This is a genomic window from Nocardioides marmorisolisilvae (assembly GCF_031656915.1).
Classification (GTDB): Bacteria; Actinomycetota; Actinomycetes; order Propionibacteriales; family Nocardioidaceae; genus Marmoricola; species Marmoricola terrisoli.
Window position 1 is genome coordinate 2,808,137 of sequence record NZ_CP134227.1, and the last position, 17,261, is coordinate 2,825,397.

Here is a 17,261-nt window from a genome sequence, read left to right on the forward strand (position 1 = left end):
GGCCGGCAGAGCGGACGACGAGAGGACAAGGATGACCAGCACAGGTCAGGACAACCACTACGACGTCGTGGTGATCGGCAGCGGACCGGCGGGCGGCACCCTCGCCGCCGAGCTGGCCGCCACCGGAAAGCGCATCCTGCTGCTCGAGCGGGGGGACTTCCTGCCCCGCGAGCGGGAGAACTGGGAGTCGCAGGAGGTCTTCGGCAATGCCCGCTATGGCGCCGCCGAGACGTTCTTCGACCGCGACGACCAGCCCTTCCACCCCGGCATGCACTACTTCGTCGGCGGTAACTCCAAGGTGTACGGCGCGGCTCTCTTCCGGCTCACCCCCGCCGACTTCGGCACGATCACCCACGACGGCGGCATCTCCCCCGCCTGGCCGATCTCGTACGACGACCTCGAGCCGTACTACGTCCGCGCGGAGCATCTGTACAAGGTGCACGGGAAGCACGGCGAGGACCCGTACGCCGGTCCCGCCAGCCAGGACTACAAGTACCCGCCCGTCCAGCACGAGCCGCGGATCCAGGCACTGTCCGACGGTCTGACGGACCTCGGCCTGCACCCCTTCCACCTGCCGATCGGGGTCGACCTGATCCAGGACGAGAACGGCAACGCGGTGCACGGGTCTCCCTGCATCCGCTGCGACCGCGTGGACGGCTTCCCCTGTCTGGTCGGGGCGAAGTCCGACGCCGAGGTGATCGCCGTGCAGCCGGCGCTCGACGCGCACCCCAACCTGACCCTGCTCACCCGCGCGCTGGTCAAGAGGCTGGTGACGGACGGGTCCGGCCGCACCGTCACCGGCGTCGAGACCCAGCTGGCGGACGGCGGCACGGAGACCTTCTCCGGTGACCTCGTCGTCCTGTCTGCGGGCTCGATCCTGTCCGCGGCGCTGCTGCTGGCCTCCGCCAACGACCGGCACCCGCGCGGGCTGGCCAACTCCAGCGACGTCGTCGGCCGGCACTACATGCGGCACAACAACCTCGCCCTGATGGCCCTGTCGAAGGACCCCAACCCGACCCGCTTCCAGAAGACGCTCGCCCTCAACGACTTCTACGGCCCGAGCAAGGCCTGGGACTACCCGATGGGCAACATCCAGATGCTCGGGAAGTCCGACGACTGGCAGGTCAAGGGCGAGGCGCCGAAGCTGCTCAAGTGGGGCCCGGACATCGGCTATCGCCTCGCGGCCAGCCACTCCCTCGACTTCTGGCTGGCCGGTGAGGACCTGCCCCTGGCCGATAGCCGGGTGACGGTCCGTGCGGACGGCTCGATCAAGCTCGCGCTGCACCCGGACAACAACACCGAGGGTGTCAAGCGGTTGCGGATCCACTTCGACGGGATGCTCAACGACCTCGGCATCGCGTCGAAGTCGTTCGCCCGCGGGCTCTACCTGCACAAGGACATGGACGTCTCGGCGACAGCACACCAGGCCGGCACCGTCCGCTTCGGCACCGACCCGACGTCCTCGGCTCTGGACACCGACTGCAAGGCGCACGACCTGGACAACCTCTACGTCGTCGATGGGTCGTTCATGCCCTCGATCGGAGCGGTCAACCCCACCCTGACCATCATCGCGATGGCGATCCGAGTCGCCGAGCGGATCGCACAGCGGTTGGGCTGAACCGCAGCGCACTAACCTGACGCCATGCCCGCGACCCGACTCCTGCCCACCGACGAGGCCACCGCGTTGATCGCGCTGACCCGCGACATCGCCGCCCGGGAGCTGCTGCCGCAGGTCGCGCGGGCCGAGGAGACCGAGACGTTCCCGCGCGAGGTGTTCCGCACGCTGGGCCGCGCCGGCCTGCTGTCGCTGCCCTATCCCGAGGAGTACGGCGGGGGCGGCCAGCCCTACGAGGTGTACCTGCAGGTCGTCGAGGAGATCGCCTCCGCGTGGGCGTCGGTGGGCGTCGGCGTCTCCGTGCATGCGTTGTCCTGCTTCGGGCTGGCCACCGCCGGCAGCGAGGACCAGCGCCGGCGCTGGCTGCCCGAGATGCTCTCCGGCGAGCTGCTCGGCGCCTACTGCCTGTCCGAGCCGCACGCAGGGTCCGACCCGGCGGCGATGACCACGAGAGCGGTGCGCGACGGTGACGGCTACGTCATCACCGGGGCGAAGGCCTGGACCACCCACGGCGGCGAAGCCGACTTCTACAAGGTGATGGCCCGCACCGGCGACGCCCGCGGCGACATCTCCTGCTTCCTGGTCCCGGCCGAGGCGCCCGGGCTCTCCGCGGACCCGCCCGAGCGGAAGATGGGGCTGACCGGTTCGCGCACCTCGACGATGCGCTTCGACGGCGTCCGGGTGCCGGTCGAGCGCCTGCTGGGAGCCGAGGGCGACGGCCTGCGGATCGCACTGGCCGGACTCGACTCCGGACGCCTGGGCATCGCCGCCGTCGCGGTCGGCCTCGGTCAGGCCGCCGTGGACCACGCGTTGGCCTACGCCAAGGAGCGGGAGACCTTCGGCAAGCCGATCATCGACCACCAGGGGCTCGCGTTCGTGGTGGCCGACATGGAGGCCGCCGTACAGTCCGCGCGCGCCACCATGCTGCACGCCGCCCGGCTCAAGGATCTGGGCCTGCCCTACTCCCGGGAGGCCTCGATCGCCAAGCTGGTCGCCACCGACGCGGCGATGAAGGTGACCACGGACGCCGTGCAGGTCCTCGGCGGGTACGGGTACACCCGCGACTTCCCCGTCGAGCGCTTCATGCGCGAGGCCAAGGTGACCCAGATCTTCGAGGGCACCAACCAGATCCAACGGATGGTGATCGGTCGCTCGATGGCCAAGGCCAACGCCGGCACCCTCCACACGGTCGACGCCGCCGGCTGACCGCGTCCAGCACCGCACCCATCCCCTTCCGATCCCCTGCAGGAGACCCGATGCCCTGGACCCCGAAAGACCTGCCGGACCTGAGCGGCAGCACCGCGGTGGTCACCGGGGCCAACTCCGGCATCGGCTTCCACACGGCCCGCGAGCTGGCCGAGCACGGCGCCGGCGTCGTGCTCGCCTGCCGCAACATCGAGGCCGCGGCGGGGGCTGCCAAGAGGATGCCCGGCAGCGTCCGGATCGAGCGGCTGGACCTGTCCTCGCAGGCCTCCGTGGCCGCCTTCGCCGACCGGTGGAAGGGGCCGCTGGACCTGCTGGTCAACAACGCGGGCGTGATGACGCCGCCGCGCTACCGGGAGACCGAGGACGGCCACGAGCTGATGTTCGGCACCAACCACCTCGGCCACTTCGCGTTGACCGCTCGGTTGCTGCCCGCACTGCTCGAGTCCCCGTCGCCGCGGGTGGTCACCGTCGCCTCGGTCGCGCACCATGCCGGCAACGAGCGAGTGCTCGAGGCCAACCCCGAGGCCGGCTACCGACCGCAGGCCTACTACGGCAACAGCAAGCTGGCGAACCTGCTGTTCGCGCTCGAGCTGCACCGGCGTACGACGTCAGCAGGCTCGTCCCTGGTGTCGACGGCGGCTCATCCCGGCATCTCCGCGACGAACCTGGTCGCGTCTCGCGATGGCCTGGGGGCGAACCCGCTGGTCCACCTCACCGCGCCGTACTTCATGCCGCTGCTGTTCCAGTCCGCGGCCCGCGGGGCGGACGCCACCCTGTACGCCGCCACCGCGGCGCAGCCGGGCTCCTACACGGGTCCGACCCGGAGGCGCGAGTGGCGCGGCCCGGTGGGCCCGGCCAGGCTCAGCCGGCACGCCCGCGACGAGGACCTGGCCCGCGCGCTGTGGGAGCTCAGCGAGCAGAAGACCGGCCTCGCCCTCGCCCTGTAGGCAACAGCACTCAGCGTGACTGGAGCGCGTCCAGGGCCACCGCCTGGGCGATCACCAGTCGACGGTCCAGCGCCGGGTCGTCGACGTGCACGATGTAGTGATCGCGGAGTCGGGTCACCTTGTCGAACGCACCGATCCGGTCGGTCCCGCGCAGCCAGTCGAAGTGGTACTTGATCGGGAACGGGAAGTCCCCCGCCCACGGGATCCAGTCCCAGAGCCGCCGGAAGAGCGCCAGCCCCTGGCTGCGCTCGGTGACGGTCACCGGCTCGAGGCCGGGCTGCTCGAGAAGCCAGGTGGAGCGGAGCAGCGAGGCCTTGAACTGCTTGGTGAACACGCCGATCGGGCCACCCTCGGGGTCGGTGACGTCGTACCCGCCGTGCACATCGATCACCTTGCGGGCCTTGAACCGGGCCAGCACCGTCTGTCGCTCCCGGTCCGCGAAGAGCGTCACCTGCTCCTTGAAGGCGAGTCGCTTCTGCTCGACGAAGGCGACGAGCTCTCCCGGCGCACCGGCCTCGTCGGCGAAGACCTCGTAGCGGTTGATCATCATCGTCAGCTTCTGATGGACGTGGAAGGTGTCCTGAGCCTGCAGTGCGGTGAGGTCCATGGGCACACCGTACGGAGTCGGGGGACGCGTGGTGGCGGCTCGCGAGAACTCATCACTGCGACGGCGACGAGCGGGCACCGAGAGCGAGCACCAGCTCCAGCACCGCGTCCGGATCGTCGAGCCTGTCCCCGAACAGCTCGCGCAGCTGGCCGACGCGGTAGCGCACGGTCTGCGGGTGGACGAACAGCAGGGCGGCGACGTCGTCGCGGCGGCCCTGGCACAGCAGCCAGGCGCGCAGCGTCTCGGTGAGCTTGTCCCGCGATGCCGGGCGAAGCGGCTCGAGCGGTGCGAGCACCCGGGCGCGCAGGTCGACGAGCGCGTCCGCGTCGGCACCGAGCACCAGCTCGGCGAGGTGCTCCTCGGTGTCGACCAGCCCGACCGCGGGCAGCGCCTGCGCCCGCAGCGCCCGGCGGTACGACGCGGACGCGGCCAGCCAGGGTCGCTCGGGGCCGAGCACCGCCTGTCGATCTCGCAGCGTCCGCCTCAGCACCGGGCGACCGACGTCCGGGATGAGGAGCACGACGGTGTCGTCGGGAAGGTCCGGCGCCTCCTCGGTGACGACCAGCGTCTCGGCGCCGGCCGCCCCGAGGGCGGTCAGGATGCCGCGGACCTCGGCAGGCGCGACCAGGACAGCGGTCAGCCGGTCGGGCGGCTCCCACTCCGCGCGACGCGCGACGCGCAGCGCGTCGTCGTCGGGAGCTCCGGACAGCAGCGCGCGGCCGAGTCGCTCGCGCAGGCGTTCCCGGACCCGGCCGGTGGTCTCCAGCTCGTCGCTGTGCCCTGCCACGCTGACGGCGGACAGGTCGTCGATGAACGCGAAGACCAGCTCGGCGAAGATCACCACCCGGTCGGCCGACAACCCCGCCTCCACCGCCGTGTCCGACATCGCCCGCCACGCCACCCGCGCACCGACCCGGTAGGCCGCCAGCAGCGCATCCATGCTCCGGCCGGCCCTCGCCTCGCCACGACCCAGGCTGTAGGCGCCCGAGCGCACCGACTCCTCGGTGACCGGACGCCTCCCGCGCGAGGGCGACACCCGGTCCAGGAAGCCGGCCAGCGCGAGCGCGACCGCGGTCCGAATGGTCTGCGCCATCGGCCCGGAGAAGGCCGCCGAGTAGCTCGGCACCTCGGCGACCACGGCGGCGACCACGCTCTCGGAGACCTCCGGCAGTCGCGCACGCAGCGCGCGGGCGGCTGCGGGATCCAATTGGAGGGTCGTTGGCGGCATTCTTTGTCTCCTGCGAACAAACATCAGCGAAGGATTCACATCCGCTGGTCAGGAGTTTATCCCCTCAGTCCGTCAGGCTGGACCCATGAGCTTGATGCTGCGTTGGACCGGCACACCGCCCTCGACCGGTCGCGACCGACTCGTGCGGCTCCTCGAGGCGACCACGACACCGCTACTGCCGGCCGACTACCTGGACATCTTCGCGCCCCTGCGCAGCGGCACCGACCTGCGCGCGCGGGTTCTCGACGTCGTGCCGGAGACCAGGGACGCCGCGACGATCGTGCTGAAGCCGGGCGCCGACTGGACCGGGCACATCCCCGGGCAATACGTCCGGATCGGCGTCGACGTGGACGGGGTCCGCCAGTGGCGTGCCTACTCGCTGACCCACGGACCGCGGCGCGACGGCTCGATCTCGGTGACCGTCAAGGCGGTCCCGGACGGCACCGTGAGCCCGTATCTCGTCCACGGCCTGCGACCGGGCACGCTGGTCCACCTCGAGCAGGCCGCCGGCGAGTTCGTGCTGACCGCGGCGCCCGACAAGCTCCTGTTCGTCACCGCCGGCTCGGGCATCACTCCTGTGATCGGCATGCTGCGCAACCTGTTCCCCGTCACCGACCAGGGCGTCGTGCACCGCCAGCCGCGTGACATCACCGTGGTCCACGTCGCCCCGAGCCGGCCGGACTCGATCTTCATCGACAACCTCGAGCAGCTCGCTGCCGCAGGGGCGATCCGCCTGGTGGCCCGGTACGACGACGAGCACGGCCTCCTGGACGTGGCCGACCTCGCCGGCCTCGTACCCGACCTCGCCGAGCGCACGACCTACGCCTGCGGCCCCACCGGGCTGCTCGACGCCCTGCAGGCCCACCACGACGAGCGGGGCCTTGCGCTCTTCACCGAGCAGTTCAGGCCCGCGTTCGTCGAGCCGGGCGAGGGCGGCACCGTCCACTTCGGCGGCAGCGACGTCACCGTCGAGGCGGACGGCGCCACTCCGCTGCTGCAGGCCGGCGAGGACGCCGGCGTACTCATGCCGTCAGGGTGCCGGATGGGCGTCTGCTTCGGCTGTGTCGTCCCGCTGCGCGAGGGAGCCGTCCGCGACCTGCGCAACGGCGCCGTCACCACCGCGGTGCCGGGCGAGACCGACCCGGCCGGCGTCCCCATCCAGACCTGCATCTCCGCGGCCGCCGGGCCGTGCCACATCGACCTCTGATCCATCGACCCCCGAGGAGTCCCCGTGACCGTCCTGACCAAGAAGCCCACCGACCCGACCGCACATCTCACCCCCGAGGACGTCGAGGAGCTCGGCCGTGAGCTCGACGCGATCCGCCAGTCGGTGCTCGACACCCGCGGCGCCGACGACGCGGCGTACATCCGCCGGATCGTCGACACCCAGCGCAAGCTCGAGCTCGCGAGCCGGGCCGTGCTGCTGTTCTCGCTCTTCCCGCCCGCATGGCTCGCCGGTACGGCGGGGCTGAGCGTCGCGAAGATCCTGGAGAACATGGAGATCGGGCACAACGTCATGCACGGCCAGTGGGACTGGATGCGTGACCCGAAGATCCACTCCACGACCTGGGAGTGGGACAACGCCTCGACCGCCGAGGGCTGGAAGCACTCCCACAACGAGATCCACCACACCTACACGAACATCGTCGGCAAGGACAACGACCTCGGCTACGGCATCATGCGCGTCGACGAGGACCAGCGCTGGTATCCGTTCTATCTGGCCCAGCCGGTGTGGAACTTCATCAACGCGTGCTTCTTCGAGTACGGCATCGCGGCCTACGACCTCGAGCTCGGCAAGAACCTCCGCGTGCCGAAGGACAAGCGCAGCCAGGAGTTCAAGGACAACACCCGCAAGACGTTGCGCAAGATCGGTCGCCAGGCACGCAAGGACTACGTGCTGCACCCGCTGCTGTCGGGACCGTCCGCGCCGACGACCTTCACCGCGAACTTCGTCGCCAACCTGGTCCGCAACCTGTGGAGCCACTCGGTGATCATGTGCGGCCACTTCCCCGAGGGCGTGGAGACCTTCGAGAAGAAGGCGATCCCGGCCAACGAGACTCGTGGTCAGTGGTACCTGCGCCAGATGCTCGGCTCGGCGAACATCTCCGGCTCGCGACTGATGCACCTGATGACCGGCAACCTCTCCTTCCAGATCGAGCACCACCTGTTCCCCGACCTGCCCAGCAACCGGTACGCCGAGATCGCCCCGCAGGTGCGCGACGTGTTCGAGCGCTACGGCCTGACCTACGTGACCGGCTCGCTGCCCCGACAGGTCGGCTCGGCCTGGCACAAGGTGGTCCGCCTGTCGCTGCCGAACAACTTCCTCAAGGGCGGCCTCGGCGGGGTCTCGAGCAACGTCGTCAAGCTGACCTCGAAGAAGGGCCGTCGCCAGCTGGCGCGGCCGAGTGCTGCCGCCTGAGCCATCCGTCGGGGGCGTACGTTGGCCAGCAGGAGCCGACGAGGAGGAGCATCCGATGCCCGATCCGATCGATCTGACCGACGCAGCCGACGCGGTGCTCGCCGAGGCGCACGACAGCCCGCACGGCAAGGCCTCGCGGATCGTGGTCCACGGTGAGCGACAGCGCGTGCTGCTGGTGGCGCTGCTGGCCGGCAAGGAGCTCGGCGAGCACAACGCCCCCTGGGCCGCCACCCTGCAGGTGATCAGCGGCCGCGCCACCGTGCACGTCGGCGACGAGGCCCTGCAGATCGACGCCGGCGGGCTGGCTGCCATCCCGCAGGCCCGGCACGACCTGGTTGCCGTGGAGGACACCGTCGCGCTGCTGACCGTCGCACTCGAGGAGCCCGAGCCCGCCCGCAAGGATCACTGACCGCCGGCGGGGCGGTCAGTCCTGCCAGCGGGGCTCGCGCTTCTCGGCGAACGCGGTCGGTCCCTCGATCGCGTCGGGATGGCCGAACGCAACCATCGCGTCGGCGGCGTTGACCACCCACGGGTCCTCGCCGGTCCACGACGGATCCCAGTCGTTGCCGGCCGTGCGGGTGCGGTGCAGCATCCGCTTGCTGACCCGTACGGCGGTCGGCGCGTTGCTGGCGACCACACCGGCGAGCTCGAGGGCCTCGTCCAGCAGCCGGTCCGGCTCGACGACGCGGTTCACCAGGCCCCAGTCGTACGCCGTCGCCGCGTCCACCGCTCGTCCGGTGAGGGCCAGCTCCATGGCCCGCTTGGGGCTGATCTGGTGCTGCAGCCGGAGCAACCCGCCCGCAGCAGCCACGAGTCCCCGGCGTACCTCCGGCAGGCCGAAGGACGCCGTCGAGGAGGCGACGACGAGGTCGCAGGCGAGCGCCAGCTCGGTGCCGCCGCCCCTCGCGAACCCGTTGACCGCGGCGATCACCGGCTTGGCGGCCCAGTGCTGCACGAACCCGGCGAAGCCCCACTCGGAATGCCCGGCCGCATCGATCGACTGCCCGGCGGCGATCGCCTTGAGGTCGGCGCCGGCGCAGAACGCCTCACCGCTGCCGGTGAGCACGACGCTCCGCACGACCGGATCCGCGCCGGCCCGTTCGAGCGCATTGCCCAACCCGGTGGCCAGAGCGGCGTTCACCGCGTTGCGGGCGCCGGGTCGGTCGAGGGTGACCAGCGCGACCCGCCCGCGGATCTCGTAGCGGACCACCTCGTCGGCGGACTCATCGGGCTGCATGCCCACCACGGTGGCACATCCCGGCGCCCCGACGTACCGCTCCTGCCCATCCCAAAGGATCACTGTGGGTCTGCTGAAGGTTGTCCGGCGGCATGGAATCGGTCAGATCCGCGGCCTAACGTCGGTCCCGTGAACCTGCTGTCCACGGGGCTGGTGGTCGTCCTCGCGACCCTGGCAGTGGGCGTCCCTCTCCTGGCCGCCTGGTGGTGGAGCGGTCGCCGGCGACTCCCGGAGGGCGATCGGCGCCGTCGAGCGCTCCGGGCAGCCGGGGTCTTCGGCAGCTGCGTGGCGGCACAGGTGGTCGCCGTCTTCCTGGTGTTCGTCGTGGTCAACGACCAGTACCAGTTCTACGCGTCCTTCAAGGACCTGATCGGCGCCACCGGGGGCACCTCCCCGATCCTGGTCAACCAGGCCGCCGACGCCCACGGCGGCCAGCTGGAGAGCATCACCATCCACGGAAGGGCCTCGCACACCACCGAGCGCGCCCTGGTCTGGCTGCCGCCGCAGTACGCCGAGCAGCGTTACCGGCACCACCGCTTCCCGGTCGTGGAGTTCCTGCCCGGCCAGCCCGCCTATCCGGGCGGGATGGTCTCCCGCTTCGACCTCGGTGGCGCTGCCGCGGCGGCGATCGCCCACGGGGCGAAGCCGTTCGTGCTCGTCGTCCCGCCGATCATGGTGCGCCCGCCCGAGGACACCGAGTGCACCAACGTCCCGCACGGGCCGCAGGCGCTGAGCTGGCTGACCAAAGACGTCCCGGCAGCGATCACCTCGCAGCTGCGAGTGAAACACCCGGGACGGCACTGGTCGATGATCGGCTGGAGCACCGGTGGCTTCTGCGCGGCGAAGGTCCTGCTCACCGACCCGCACGACTACGCGTCCGCCGCCGTGCTGGGTGGCTACTTCAAGCCGATCACCCGCGGGACGGTCCCGCATCTCTTCGGGGGCAACCCGACGCTGCGTCGGCACAACTCGCCACGCTGGCTCTACCTGCATCACGGCCTCCGTCACGATCACCTGCTGCTGATCGCCGGCCGGCAGGACGCCGAGACATGGCCGGAGACCAGCCGGATGCTGCGCACCACCCAGGGCGACCGGCGGGTCAGCTTCGTGGCGTTCCCCGCCGGGGGGCACAATGTCGGCGACTACGCGGCCTACCTGCCCGTGGTCTTCCGCTGGCTGACCAGGACCGGCGTCCTCGCGTGAGTCGGCGCAGACCGAGCACGGTGCCGGCTCTCGGGAGGCTGGCGCTGGCGATGCTCCTGGCCGCGGCGCTCGCAGGGTGTGCACTCTCCACGGGTGCGGCCGTTGGTCACCCGGCCGCTCGGGCCAGCCGGGCCAGTCGGGCGCCGCGCGCCGTGCCGACCCGCCCCCCGCTGCGCGCCTATCGGCCCACCACGGTGGTCGGTCTCGGCGACTCGGTGATGGCCGGATCCGCCTGTGGCTGCGCGGGCCCGGTGGCGGAGTACGCCCGGGTGGTGGGCCGCCGCAGCGGCCAGCGGGTGGTCGACATCAACCTGGGTCGCAACGGCGCCACCACATCGACGCTGCTCAGCAGGCTGCACCAGCGTGGCGCCGGACGTGACGTGATGCGCGCACGGGTCGTGCTGGTGATCATCGGCGCCAACGACCTGCTGCCCCAGCGCCGGCGTTGGGAGGACTCGGGCTGCCCGCCCTCCTGCTACGCCCCCGCCGTCGCGGCCATGGGCCGGCGGATCAGACGCGTGCTGACCCGGGTGCGGACCCTGCGCGCACATTCGCGCGGCACCGTGCTCGTCGCGGACTACTGGAACGTCTTCAAGGACGGCAAGGTGGCTCGCAATGACGGCGGCCAGCCGCTGATCGCCTGGAGCCGACGCGTGAGCCGGGCGGCCAACCGGGCGATCTGCCGCGCCGCTCGGGGGGAGGACGCCACCTGCGTGGACACCTACACCGCCTTCGTCGGCAACGACCGTGACCCGACCGGTCTGCTCGCCGACGACGGTGACCACCCCAACCCCAAGGGAGTCGCACTGCTGGTGCGGCAGCTCGTCCGGGCGACCCCGGCGGGCGAGTTCCGCTGAGCGGGTGGGCGCCGATGCGGATCAGTCGAGCTGCCGGGGTCGGACGAAGGGGAACGCCAGCACGGTCCTGATCGGCGTGCCCAGGACCGTCATCACCAGCCGGTCGACGCCGAGGCCGAGGCCTCCGGTGGGCGGCATCCCGAGCTCGAGGTCGTGCAGGAAGGCCTCGTCGAGCGACATCGCCTCGAGGTCTCCGGCCGCCGCTCTCAGGGACTGCTCGGTGAACCGGGCACGCTGGTCGACCGGGTCGGTGAGCTCGGAGTACGCCGTACCGATCTCGACCCCGCCCACGACCAGGTCCCAGCGCTCCACCAGGCCGGGACAGCTGCGGTGCGCGCGAGCCAGCGGCGAGGTCTCCCGGGGGAAGTCGACGTAGAACGTGGGCATCGTGGTGGCCGGCTCCACGACGGCGGCGTACAGCCCCTCCACGAGGGCCCCAGGACCCATGTCGCCGCGGGTGGGCACCCCGTGCTCGCGGGCCAGCGCGAGCAGCCGGTCGAAGTCCGTGTCGAGGGTGACCCCGACACCGGTCGCCGCGGACACGGCCTCGAGCACCGGGACGACCCGCCAGGGGCCGGAGACGTCCACCAGCGCAGCACCGGGCCCTCCCAGCGGCAGCAGCTCGGCCCCGTGCACGGCGACGGCGGCGCCGCGGACGAGCCGCTCTGCGAGGGTGCGCATCACGGTGTAGTCGGCGTAGGGCCGGTAGGCCTCCAACGCGGTGAACTCGGGGTTGTGGCTTCCGTCGACTCCCTCGTTGCGGAAGTTGCGCCCGATCTCGAAGACCGGCCCCATCCCGGCGACGACGAGACGCTTGAGGTGCAGCTCGGGAGCGATCCGCAAGGAGAGATCCATCCCGTAGGCGTTGCTGAAGGTGCGGAACGGGCGCGCCGACGCTCCGCCGTGCACGGTGTGCAGCATCGGGGTCTCGACCTCGAGGTAGCCGTCGGCCTCGAGGGTCTCGCGCAGGGTGCGCACCACGGCGGAGCGGTGCCGCAGCGCCTCGGCCTGGTCGGCGTTGACGATCAGGTCCGTGGCGCGTCTGCGCACGCGGACTGCGGGGTCGTGCAGGGCGCCGAACGGCAGCGAGTGGAGCGACTTGGCCAACAGCTGCCACTCGGATACCAGCACCGAGAGCTCGCCGGACCGAGACTTGCCGACGAACCCCTCGAGGCGGACCAGGTCTCCGCTGTCGACCAGTCCGGCGAACTCCTCGAACGCCGTCGTGGTGGCACGCTCGAGGACCGCCTGGGCCCGGGCCTCGCGGTCGGCCAGGACCGCGAAGAGCACGCCTCCGTGGTCGCGGATGCCGACGATCCGGCCCGCGAGCGACACCTCGTGGCCGAGCGGCAGCGCGGCGAGGTCCTCGAGCTGCTGGTCCGGGGCCGGGCACCCCACGGGCCATGGGTCCCGGCCCGCGTCTGCCAGGCGTGCGGCATGGTCCAGCCGCACCATCTCCAGGTCGCTGCGTCGACAGTGCTCCCCCTGTAGGGCGGGGCGGGCCAGGTCGCGGACCCTCTCCAGGTCCGCCGGCCCGAGTCCGTCGGGAGTCTCGTGTCGGCGAAGCGGGCTCTCTGGGATGAAGCCTTCCGCCATGCCCGCGGCGATCGCGACCAGCGGCAGCGACACCCGGCCGTCGTAGCAGATGTAGCGCGGCCGCCACTCGGGCGCGTACTTCTGGTTGGACCGGTAGAGCCGCTCGAGTTGCCAGAACCGGTCGAGCGAGCCCAGGACCGTGTAGTTCAGCCGGGTGAGGGTGCCGGCGCCCAGGCGGGCGGCGTCGGCGTACACCTTGCGGAACATGCAGAAGTTGAGCGAGACCCGCCGTACGCCGAGGGTTCCGGCGGCGCGCATCAGCTCGGCCACCACCAGCTCGACCACGCCGTTGGGCGCATCGGGGCGGCGGCGCATCAGGTCCAGGGACGCTCCGGCACGTCCCCAGGGCACGAACGACAGCACCGCGAGCAGCCGCCCCTCGGGGTCGCGGGCGGTGCCGATGAGCAGGTTGAAGTCGGCCGGGTCACCGAGCCGGTTCAGTGCCATCGAGAAGCCCCGCTCCGGCTCGTCACCGCGCCAGTCCTCAGCGGCCGCCTCGAGCTCGGCGATCTCCTCCGGGCCGATCTCCTCCTGGCGACGGAAGGTGACGGAGACCCCGGCGCGGCGGGCGCGCTTGACCGCGTGCCGCACCGGAGTCATCGCGGGCTGGTTGAGCGAGAAGTGGTCGGCCTCGAGCACCGCTTCGTCGCCCAGCGAGATCGGGTTCAGCCCGGCGGCCGAGTAGGCCCGGGCACCGTGCTCACTGGCGCCAAGCACGGCGGGGACCCAACCGAACTGCCGCGCCTCCGCCTTCCAGGCCGCGATCACCTCCGGCCAGTGCCGGCGCGCCCCGATCGGGTCGCCGGACGCGAGCGAGACCCCGCACAGCACCCGGTAGGTCAGCGCGGCGTCGCCGCTCGCGCTGAGGATCGAGGCCTTGTCGCGTCGGGTGGCGAAGTAGCCGAGGCTGTCGGGGTCGCCGTCCGCGAGGAGCCGACGGATGGTCAGCTCGCGCTCCGGCGACCAGGCGTTGACCAGCCGCGCGGACCGCAGGAACAGCCAGACGCTCAGCAGCAGCGTGATGCTGACGACCACCGAGGTGATCTGCGGGATCCACTCCGGTACGGCGCTCAGCGTGGCCCGGTCGATCAGGTCCGCATCACCCAGGGACCGGCCCAGGGCCGCGCCGATCAGGTGCCAGCGGACCGGGACCGATCCGGGGACGTTCAGCTCGAGCAGCACCCAGGTCACGCCCACCGCCGCCAGCAGCCCGGTGACCAGCCCGGTGGCCGCCTGCAACCAGGAGCCCGGCTGGAGGCGAGCCGGGAAGGCGCGGCGGAGGTGGAAGCACCACCACAGCATCACGACGCCACCGACGATCGAGGCGATGTCCAGCACGTGCGAACCGGTCTCGCCCGACCAATCCGGCGCGACCGTCTGGGGACCCCACGTGCCGAGCGAGGCCGCCGCCGCGTAGATGCCGAGCACCTGCGCCGCCGCCACCAGGACCAGGCCGACCCGCTTGCGTCCAATGAGGGTGAAGGTGAGCACCGCAAGCCCAGACACCGAGATCAAGGAGTGCGCGACCGGGACGTTCACGATCCCGAATAGGTCCTCGAGCCAGCTGTTGTGATGGGTGTTCCAACGCCGCACCAGCCACTCGCCCAGAGCGGCAAGGGTGGCCAGCGCGAACAGCGCGGTCAGGGTCGCCGCCTGCCGCTCCACCCGCGGACCACGATCGCCCACCGTCCGGACCTCCACGTGAGCATCCAATCGCACGAACACGTCGTGGGACTGAGACGTTCCTGAACGGCAGGAAAAGGCTGCGCCACTCAGGATTGGAGCGGCCTCGACGCCATCCTCGACAGGCTGATGGGCCTGCTCCGCACCTGTGGGGTTCCCGACCCCGCACAACGCGAAGGTTTCATCCGGCAGGTTTGAACCAGTTGCCGCCACCTAAGCCCCGGCACACCCGGTGCAACGACCGACTGGCAGGGGACAACACGCAAAGCAGTCAGATCGTCGACACCTTTACGTCGAACCCGTCGACCAGGAGCTCCAAGTCTGACTTGTCGGCTGTGATCACCACGGACGGAGCCAACTCGACTGCCGTCGCAGCCACGATGGCGTCCACAGTGAGGTCGCGCTTCTTGCGTCGCACCCTCTCGGCGCGGGTGCGCAGCGCTCCGGCTCGCATGGCCACACCCTGAGGCAGGTCCAAGGTCGGGACTCTCGACAGGACGTGCCAGATTGCGGCATCAGTCGGCGCGCCAGTCCCGACCTCGGCGAGAACAACCGCGGGGATGAGGACTCGATGGTCGGCTTGCTGGGCGGCCGCCAGCCGCTCGGCCATCCCCTTGCGCTTCTCCGCCAAGGCAGAGACTGCTTCAGAGTCCAGGATCAGAACCCGCGCCACCGTCTCAGCGCCACTCGTCGACGTACTGCGCGACGGCATCCGCGTCGAGGGGTCCGTTGACCTCGACCAGATCGCCGATCAGGTCGTCGAGTCCGTCTCGCTCGAGCTGGCGCCGCAGGGCCAGGGTCGCGTACGCCGAGACCTTGCCGGGCTCCACTCGATCGCGGACGCGATGAAGGACGTCGGCCTCGATTGTGAGACTGACCTTCTCGAACGTCTGCTGGCTCGTCATGGGTCGATCCTACCAGCAAGGCGATCCGGCCGGAGCGAGTCACTTCGACTCCCACCTGCCACACACCCTCCACTGTCACACGCCTCACCCGTTCACTGACTGACCCGGTCCTTCCCTCCACCTCTCCCTGGCCCCGCCTTCACTCACGTTCTCTCTCCACTCCACCCATCACTTCGAGTAGACGCCCAACGCGGACACTTGCGCACCGCGAGGCTTAGCACATATTTCGGCACATGAGCGTGGCGCGAACCTGAACCCAACGACAAAGCCCCGGATCCGAAGACCCGGGGCCAGCCACTCACGTGCGCGAGGGGGGAGTTGAACCCCCACGCCCTTTCGGGCACACGGACCTGAACCGTGCGCGTCTGCCTATTCCGCCACTCGCGCGTGAAGCGGACACAGGCTATCCCACCCTCCGGCCGGGGCCCAAAACGAAGGTCGTGCTGCTCTCGGGTTCAGGCTCCTGCAAGGTCGGACCGATACGATCGTCGGGACCGAGGGCGCGCCGTACGGCGTGCCCACGCCTACGGATGCGCGAAAGGAGGTCGTCGATGAGCGCGCTGCAACGCTTCGAGAGCAAGCTCGAGGAGGTCATCTCGACCGTCTTTGCGCGCACATTCCGCAGCGCGGTCCAGCCCGTCGAGATCGCCGCCGCGCTCAACCGCGAGGTCGACAACTCCGCGCAGATCCTCAGCCGTGACCGGCGACTGGTCCCCAACGACTTCCACGTCGAGCTCTCGCCGTCCGACCACGAGCGGCTCTCCCAGCTCGGCCCGCAGCTGATCTACGAGCTCGTCGAGATGCTCCAGGACCACGTGACGCAGCAGTCCTATGTCTTCACCGGCCCGGTGCACATCACCCTCGAGCCCACCGATGACCTGACCACCGGCCGCTTCCGGGTGCGCAGCCGGTCGGTCTCGACCGTGACCCAGGGCGACGGCGAGCCGTTCCGGCCCTCGGACACCCAGGTACGTCGCGCCAGCGCAGTCCTGGTCGTCAACGGCGAGGAGCTCCCGCTCAGCGCTCCGGGAATCGTGGTCGGCCGCAGCAGCGACGCCGACCTGCGCATCGACGACCCGGGGGTCTCCCGCCGCCACGTCGAGATCCGGGTGGTAGACACCCCCGCCGGCCCGAAGGTCAGCGTCCACGACCTCGGCAGCACGAACGGCGTGATCGTCAACGGCAAGCGCGTCGAGCAGGCCACCCTCGCCGATGGTGCCGTGCTCCGCGTCGGCAACACCACCATGACGCTGCGCCACCAGGGGGCTGGCTGACATGTCCGAGCTGACCCTGGTGCTGATCCGGTTCGCCTACCTCGCGGTGCTGTGGATCTTCGTCCTCGCCGCGATCTCCGTGGTCCGTTCCGACATGTTCGGCGCCCGGGTCCCCCGCCAGGAGACCCAGGAGCGGCGCGCGAGCCGGCAGAAGCGCACCAAGCCGCCCAAGCCGCGGCGCGGCGACCCGACCCAGGTCGTGATCGTCGAGGGCGGCAACAAGGGAGAGTCGGCCGCATTGGCCGACGCCCCGCTGCTGATCGGGCGGGGCACCGACGCCGCCATCCGTCTCGATGACGACTACGTCTCCACCCGGCACGCCCGGATCGCCAGCGACGGCGACCAGTGGTTCGTCGAGGACCTCGGCTCCACCAACGGCACCTATGTCGGCAGCCGACGGATCAGCCAGCCGATGGCACTCGGCCTGGGCAGCCAGGTCCGGATCGGCAAGACGATCCTCGAGCTTCGCAAGTGAGGCTGGCCC

16 protein-coding genes and 1 tRNA gene are annotated in these 17,261 nt (G+C 70.8%); 10 read left to right on the forward strand and 7 right to left on the reverse strand.

The features are described from left to right. Positions 1–31 precede the first annotated feature (31 nt). The 3 genes from Q9R13_RS13495 to Q9R13_RS13505 are packed head-to-tail and all read left to right on the forward strand — an operon-like array spanning position 32 to position 3,768. The gene (locus Q9R13_RS13495; protein WP_310961692.1) at positions 32–1,618 is read left to right on the forward strand and encodes a GMC family oxidoreductase; all 1,587 of its coding nucleotides are present in this window, start codon (positions 32–34) and stop codon (positions 1,616–1,618) included. A 24-nt stretch (positions 1,619–1,642) separates the two neighbouring features. Further along, a complete protein-coding gene (locus Q9R13_RS13500; protein ID WP_310961693.1) occupies positions 1,643–2,821 on the forward strand; it encodes an acyl-CoA dehydrogenase family protein in 1,179 nt (392 codons plus the stop codon). A gap of 50 nt (positions 2,822–2,871) precedes the next feature. After that, on the forward strand, positions 2,872–3,768 hold the full coding sequence (locus Q9R13_RS13505; RefSeq protein ID WP_310961694.1) for an oxidoreductase: 897 nt from the start codon (positions 2,872–2,874) through the stop codon (positions 3,766–3,768). A 10-nt stretch (positions 3,769–3,778) separates the two neighbouring features. Here Q9R13_RS13505 and Q9R13_RS13510 read toward each other — a convergent pair whose 3' ends face one another. Then, positions 3,779–4,375 carry an LURP-one-related/scramblase family protein gene (locus Q9R13_RS13510; protein ID WP_310961695.1) on the reverse strand — a complete coding sequence of 199 codons (597 nt, stop codon included), beginning with the start codon at positions 4,373–4,375 and terminating at the stop codon, positions 3,779–3,781. A 52-nt stretch (positions 4,376–4,427) separates the two neighbouring features. Next, complete coding sequence (locus Q9R13_RS13515; protein WP_310961696.1) at positions 4,428–5,603, reverse strand: PucR family transcriptional regulator; 1,176 nt, start codon at positions 5,601–5,603, stop codon at positions 4,428–4,430. An 85-nt stretch (positions 5,604–5,688) separates the two neighbouring features. On the opposite strand from Q9R13_RS13515, the gene Q9R13_RS13520 reads away from it, so the two are divergent. Genes Q9R13_RS13520 through Q9R13_RS13530 form a run of 3 tightly spaced genes read left to right on the forward strand, consistent with a single transcriptional unit; the run spans position 5,689 to position 8,431 of the window. Continuing rightward, complete coding sequence (locus tag Q9R13_RS13520; protein WP_310961697.1) at positions 5,689–6,810, forward strand: ferredoxin reductase; 1,122 nt, start codon at positions 5,689–5,691, stop codon at positions 6,808–6,810. Between the two features lie 24 nt (positions 6,811–6,834). After that, positions 6,835–8,022 carry a fatty acid desaturase family protein gene (locus Q9R13_RS13525; RefSeq protein ID WP_310961698.1) on the forward strand — a complete coding sequence of 396 codons (1,188 nt, stop codon included), beginning with the start codon at positions 6,835–6,837 and terminating at the stop codon, positions 8,020–8,022. Between the two features lie 55 nt (positions 8,023–8,077). Beyond that, a complete protein-coding gene (locus Q9R13_RS13530) occupies positions 8,078–8,431 on the forward strand; it encodes a cupin domain-containing protein (protein WP_310961699.1) in 354 nt (117 codons plus the stop codon). A gap of 15 nt (positions 8,432–8,446) precedes the next feature. Here Q9R13_RS13530 and Q9R13_RS13535 read toward each other — a convergent pair whose 3' ends face one another. Beyond that, positions 8,447–9,259: an enoyl-CoA hydratase-related protein gene (locus Q9R13_RS13535; RefSeq protein ID WP_310961700.1), complete on the reverse strand. Its 813-nt coding sequence runs from the start codon at positions 9,257–9,259 to the stop codon at positions 8,447–8,449. 129 nt (positions 9,260–9,388) lie between these two features. On the opposite strand from Q9R13_RS13535, the gene Q9R13_RS13540 reads away from it, so the two are divergent. Both Q9R13_RS13540 and Q9R13_RS13545 read left to right on the forward strand, forming a co-directional pair. Beyond that, positions 9,389–10,462 (forward strand): alpha/beta hydrolase, encoded by a 1,074-nt coding sequence (locus tag Q9R13_RS13540; protein ID WP_310961701.1) that lies wholly within the window; start codon positions 9,389–9,391, stop codon positions 10,460–10,462. Continuing rightward, on the forward strand, positions 10,459–11,319 hold the full coding sequence (locus tag Q9R13_RS13545) for an SGNH/GDSL hydrolase family protein (RefSeq protein ID WP_310961702.1): 861 nt from the start codon (positions 10,459–10,461) through the stop codon (positions 11,317–11,319). Before Q9R13_RS13540 ends, Q9R13_RS13545 begins: the two co-directional genes overlap by 4 nt. A 21-nt stretch (positions 11,320–11,340) precedes the next feature. On the opposite strand, the gene lysX is transcribed toward Q9R13_RS13545, so the two are convergent. The 4 genes from lysX to Q9R13_RS13565 all read right to left on the reverse strand — a co-directional run bounded on the left by lysX (position 11,341) and on the right by Q9R13_RS13565 (position 15,890). Then, positions 11,341–14,616, reverse strand: a complete 3,276-nt coding sequence (lysX, locus tag Q9R13_RS13550; protein ID WP_310961703.1) for a bifunctional lysylphosphatidylglycerol synthetase/lysine--tRNA ligase LysX — start codon at positions 14,614–14,616, stop codon at positions 11,341–11,343. Positions 14,617–14,869: 253 nt separating this feature from the next. After that, positions 14,870–15,310, reverse strand: coding sequence for a type II toxin-antitoxin system VapC family toxin (locus tag Q9R13_RS13555; protein ID WP_310961704.1), 441 nt, complete (start codon positions 15,308–15,310; stop codon positions 14,870–14,872). Then, a complete protein-coding gene (locus tag Q9R13_RS13560) occupies positions 15,276–15,503 on the reverse strand; it encodes a hypothetical protein (protein ID WP_310961705.1) in 228 nt (75 codons plus the stop codon). Before Q9R13_RS13560 ends, Q9R13_RS13555 begins: the two co-directional genes overlap by 35 nt. A gap of 303 nt (positions 15,504–15,806) precedes the next feature. Beyond that, positions 15,807–15,890, reverse strand: a tRNA-Leu gene (locus tag Q9R13_RS13565). 164 nt (positions 15,891–16,054) lie between these two features. On the opposite strand from Q9R13_RS13565, the gene Q9R13_RS13570 reads away from it, so the two are divergent. Together Q9R13_RS13570 and Q9R13_RS13575 are read left to right on the forward strand one after the other, a co-directional pair. Then, positions 16,055–16,777: a DUF3662 and FHA domain-containing protein gene (locus tag Q9R13_RS13570; RefSeq protein WP_310961706.1), complete on the forward strand. Its 723-nt coding sequence runs from the start codon at positions 16,055–16,057 to the stop codon at positions 16,775–16,777. A gap of 1 nt (position 16,778) precedes the next feature. Then, positions 16,779–17,252 carry an FHA domain-containing protein FhaB/FipA gene (locus tag Q9R13_RS13575; RefSeq protein WP_310961707.1) on the forward strand — a complete coding sequence of 158 codons (474 nt, stop codon included), beginning with the start codon at positions 16,779–16,781 and terminating at the stop codon, positions 17,250–17,252. The last annotated feature ends 9 nt before the right edge of the window (positions 17,253–17,261 follow it).

What these genes read in the sequence shown, in the direction of transcription:
- Q9R13_RS13510 (WP_310961695.1), bottom strand. Translation starts at nt 4,375, where the DNA reads ATGGACCTCACCGCACTGCAGGCTCAGGACACCTTCCACGTCCATCAG.
- Q9R13_RS13535 (WP_310961700.1), bottom strand. Translation starts at nt 9,259, where the DNA reads ATGCAGCCCGATGAGTCCGCCGACGAGGTGGTCCGCTACGAGATCCGC.
- Q9R13_RS13560 (WP_310961705.1), bottom strand. Translation starts at nt 15,503, where the DNA reads ATGACGAGCCAGCAGACGTTCGAGAAGGTCAGTCTCACAATCGAGGCC.
- Q9R13_RS13570 (WP_310961706.1), top strand. Translation starts at nt 16,055, where the DNA reads ATGAGCGCGCTGCAACGCTTCGAGAGCAAGCTCGAGGAGGTCATCTCG.
- Q9R13_RS13500 (WP_310961693.1), top strand. Translation starts at nt 1,643, where the DNA reads ATGCCCGCGACCCGACTCCTGCCCACCGACGAGGCCACCGCGTTGATC.
- Q9R13_RS13520 (WP_310961697.1), top strand. Translation starts at nt 5,689, where the DNA reads ATGAGCTTGATGCTGCGTTGGACCGGCACACCGCCCTCGACCGGTCGC.
- Q9R13_RS13505 (WP_310961694.1), top strand. Translation starts at nt 2,872, where the DNA reads ATGCCCTGGACCCCGAAAGACCTGCCGGACCTGAGCGGCAGCACCGCG.
- Q9R13_RS13555 (WP_310961704.1), bottom strand. Translation starts at nt 15,310, where the DNA reads ATGCCGTCGCGCAGTACGTCGACGAGTGGCGCTGAGACGGTGGCGCGG.
- Q9R13_RS13515 (WP_310961696.1), bottom strand. Translation starts at nt 5,603, where the DNA reads ATGCCGCCAACGACCCTCCAATTGGATCCCGCAGCCGCCCGCGCGCTG.
- Q9R13_RS13575 (WP_310961707.1), top strand. Translation starts at nt 16,779, where the DNA reads ATGTCCGAGCTGACCCTGGTGCTGATCCGGTTCGCCTACCTCGCGGTG.
- Q9R13_RS13530 (WP_310961699.1), top strand. Translation starts at nt 8,078, where the DNA reads ATGCCCGATCCGATCGATCTGACCGACGCAGCCGACGCGGTGCTCGCC.
- Q9R13_RS13495 (WP_310961692.1), top strand. Translation starts at nt 32, where the DNA reads ATGACCAGCACAGGTCAGGACAACCACTACGACGTCGTGGTGATCGGC.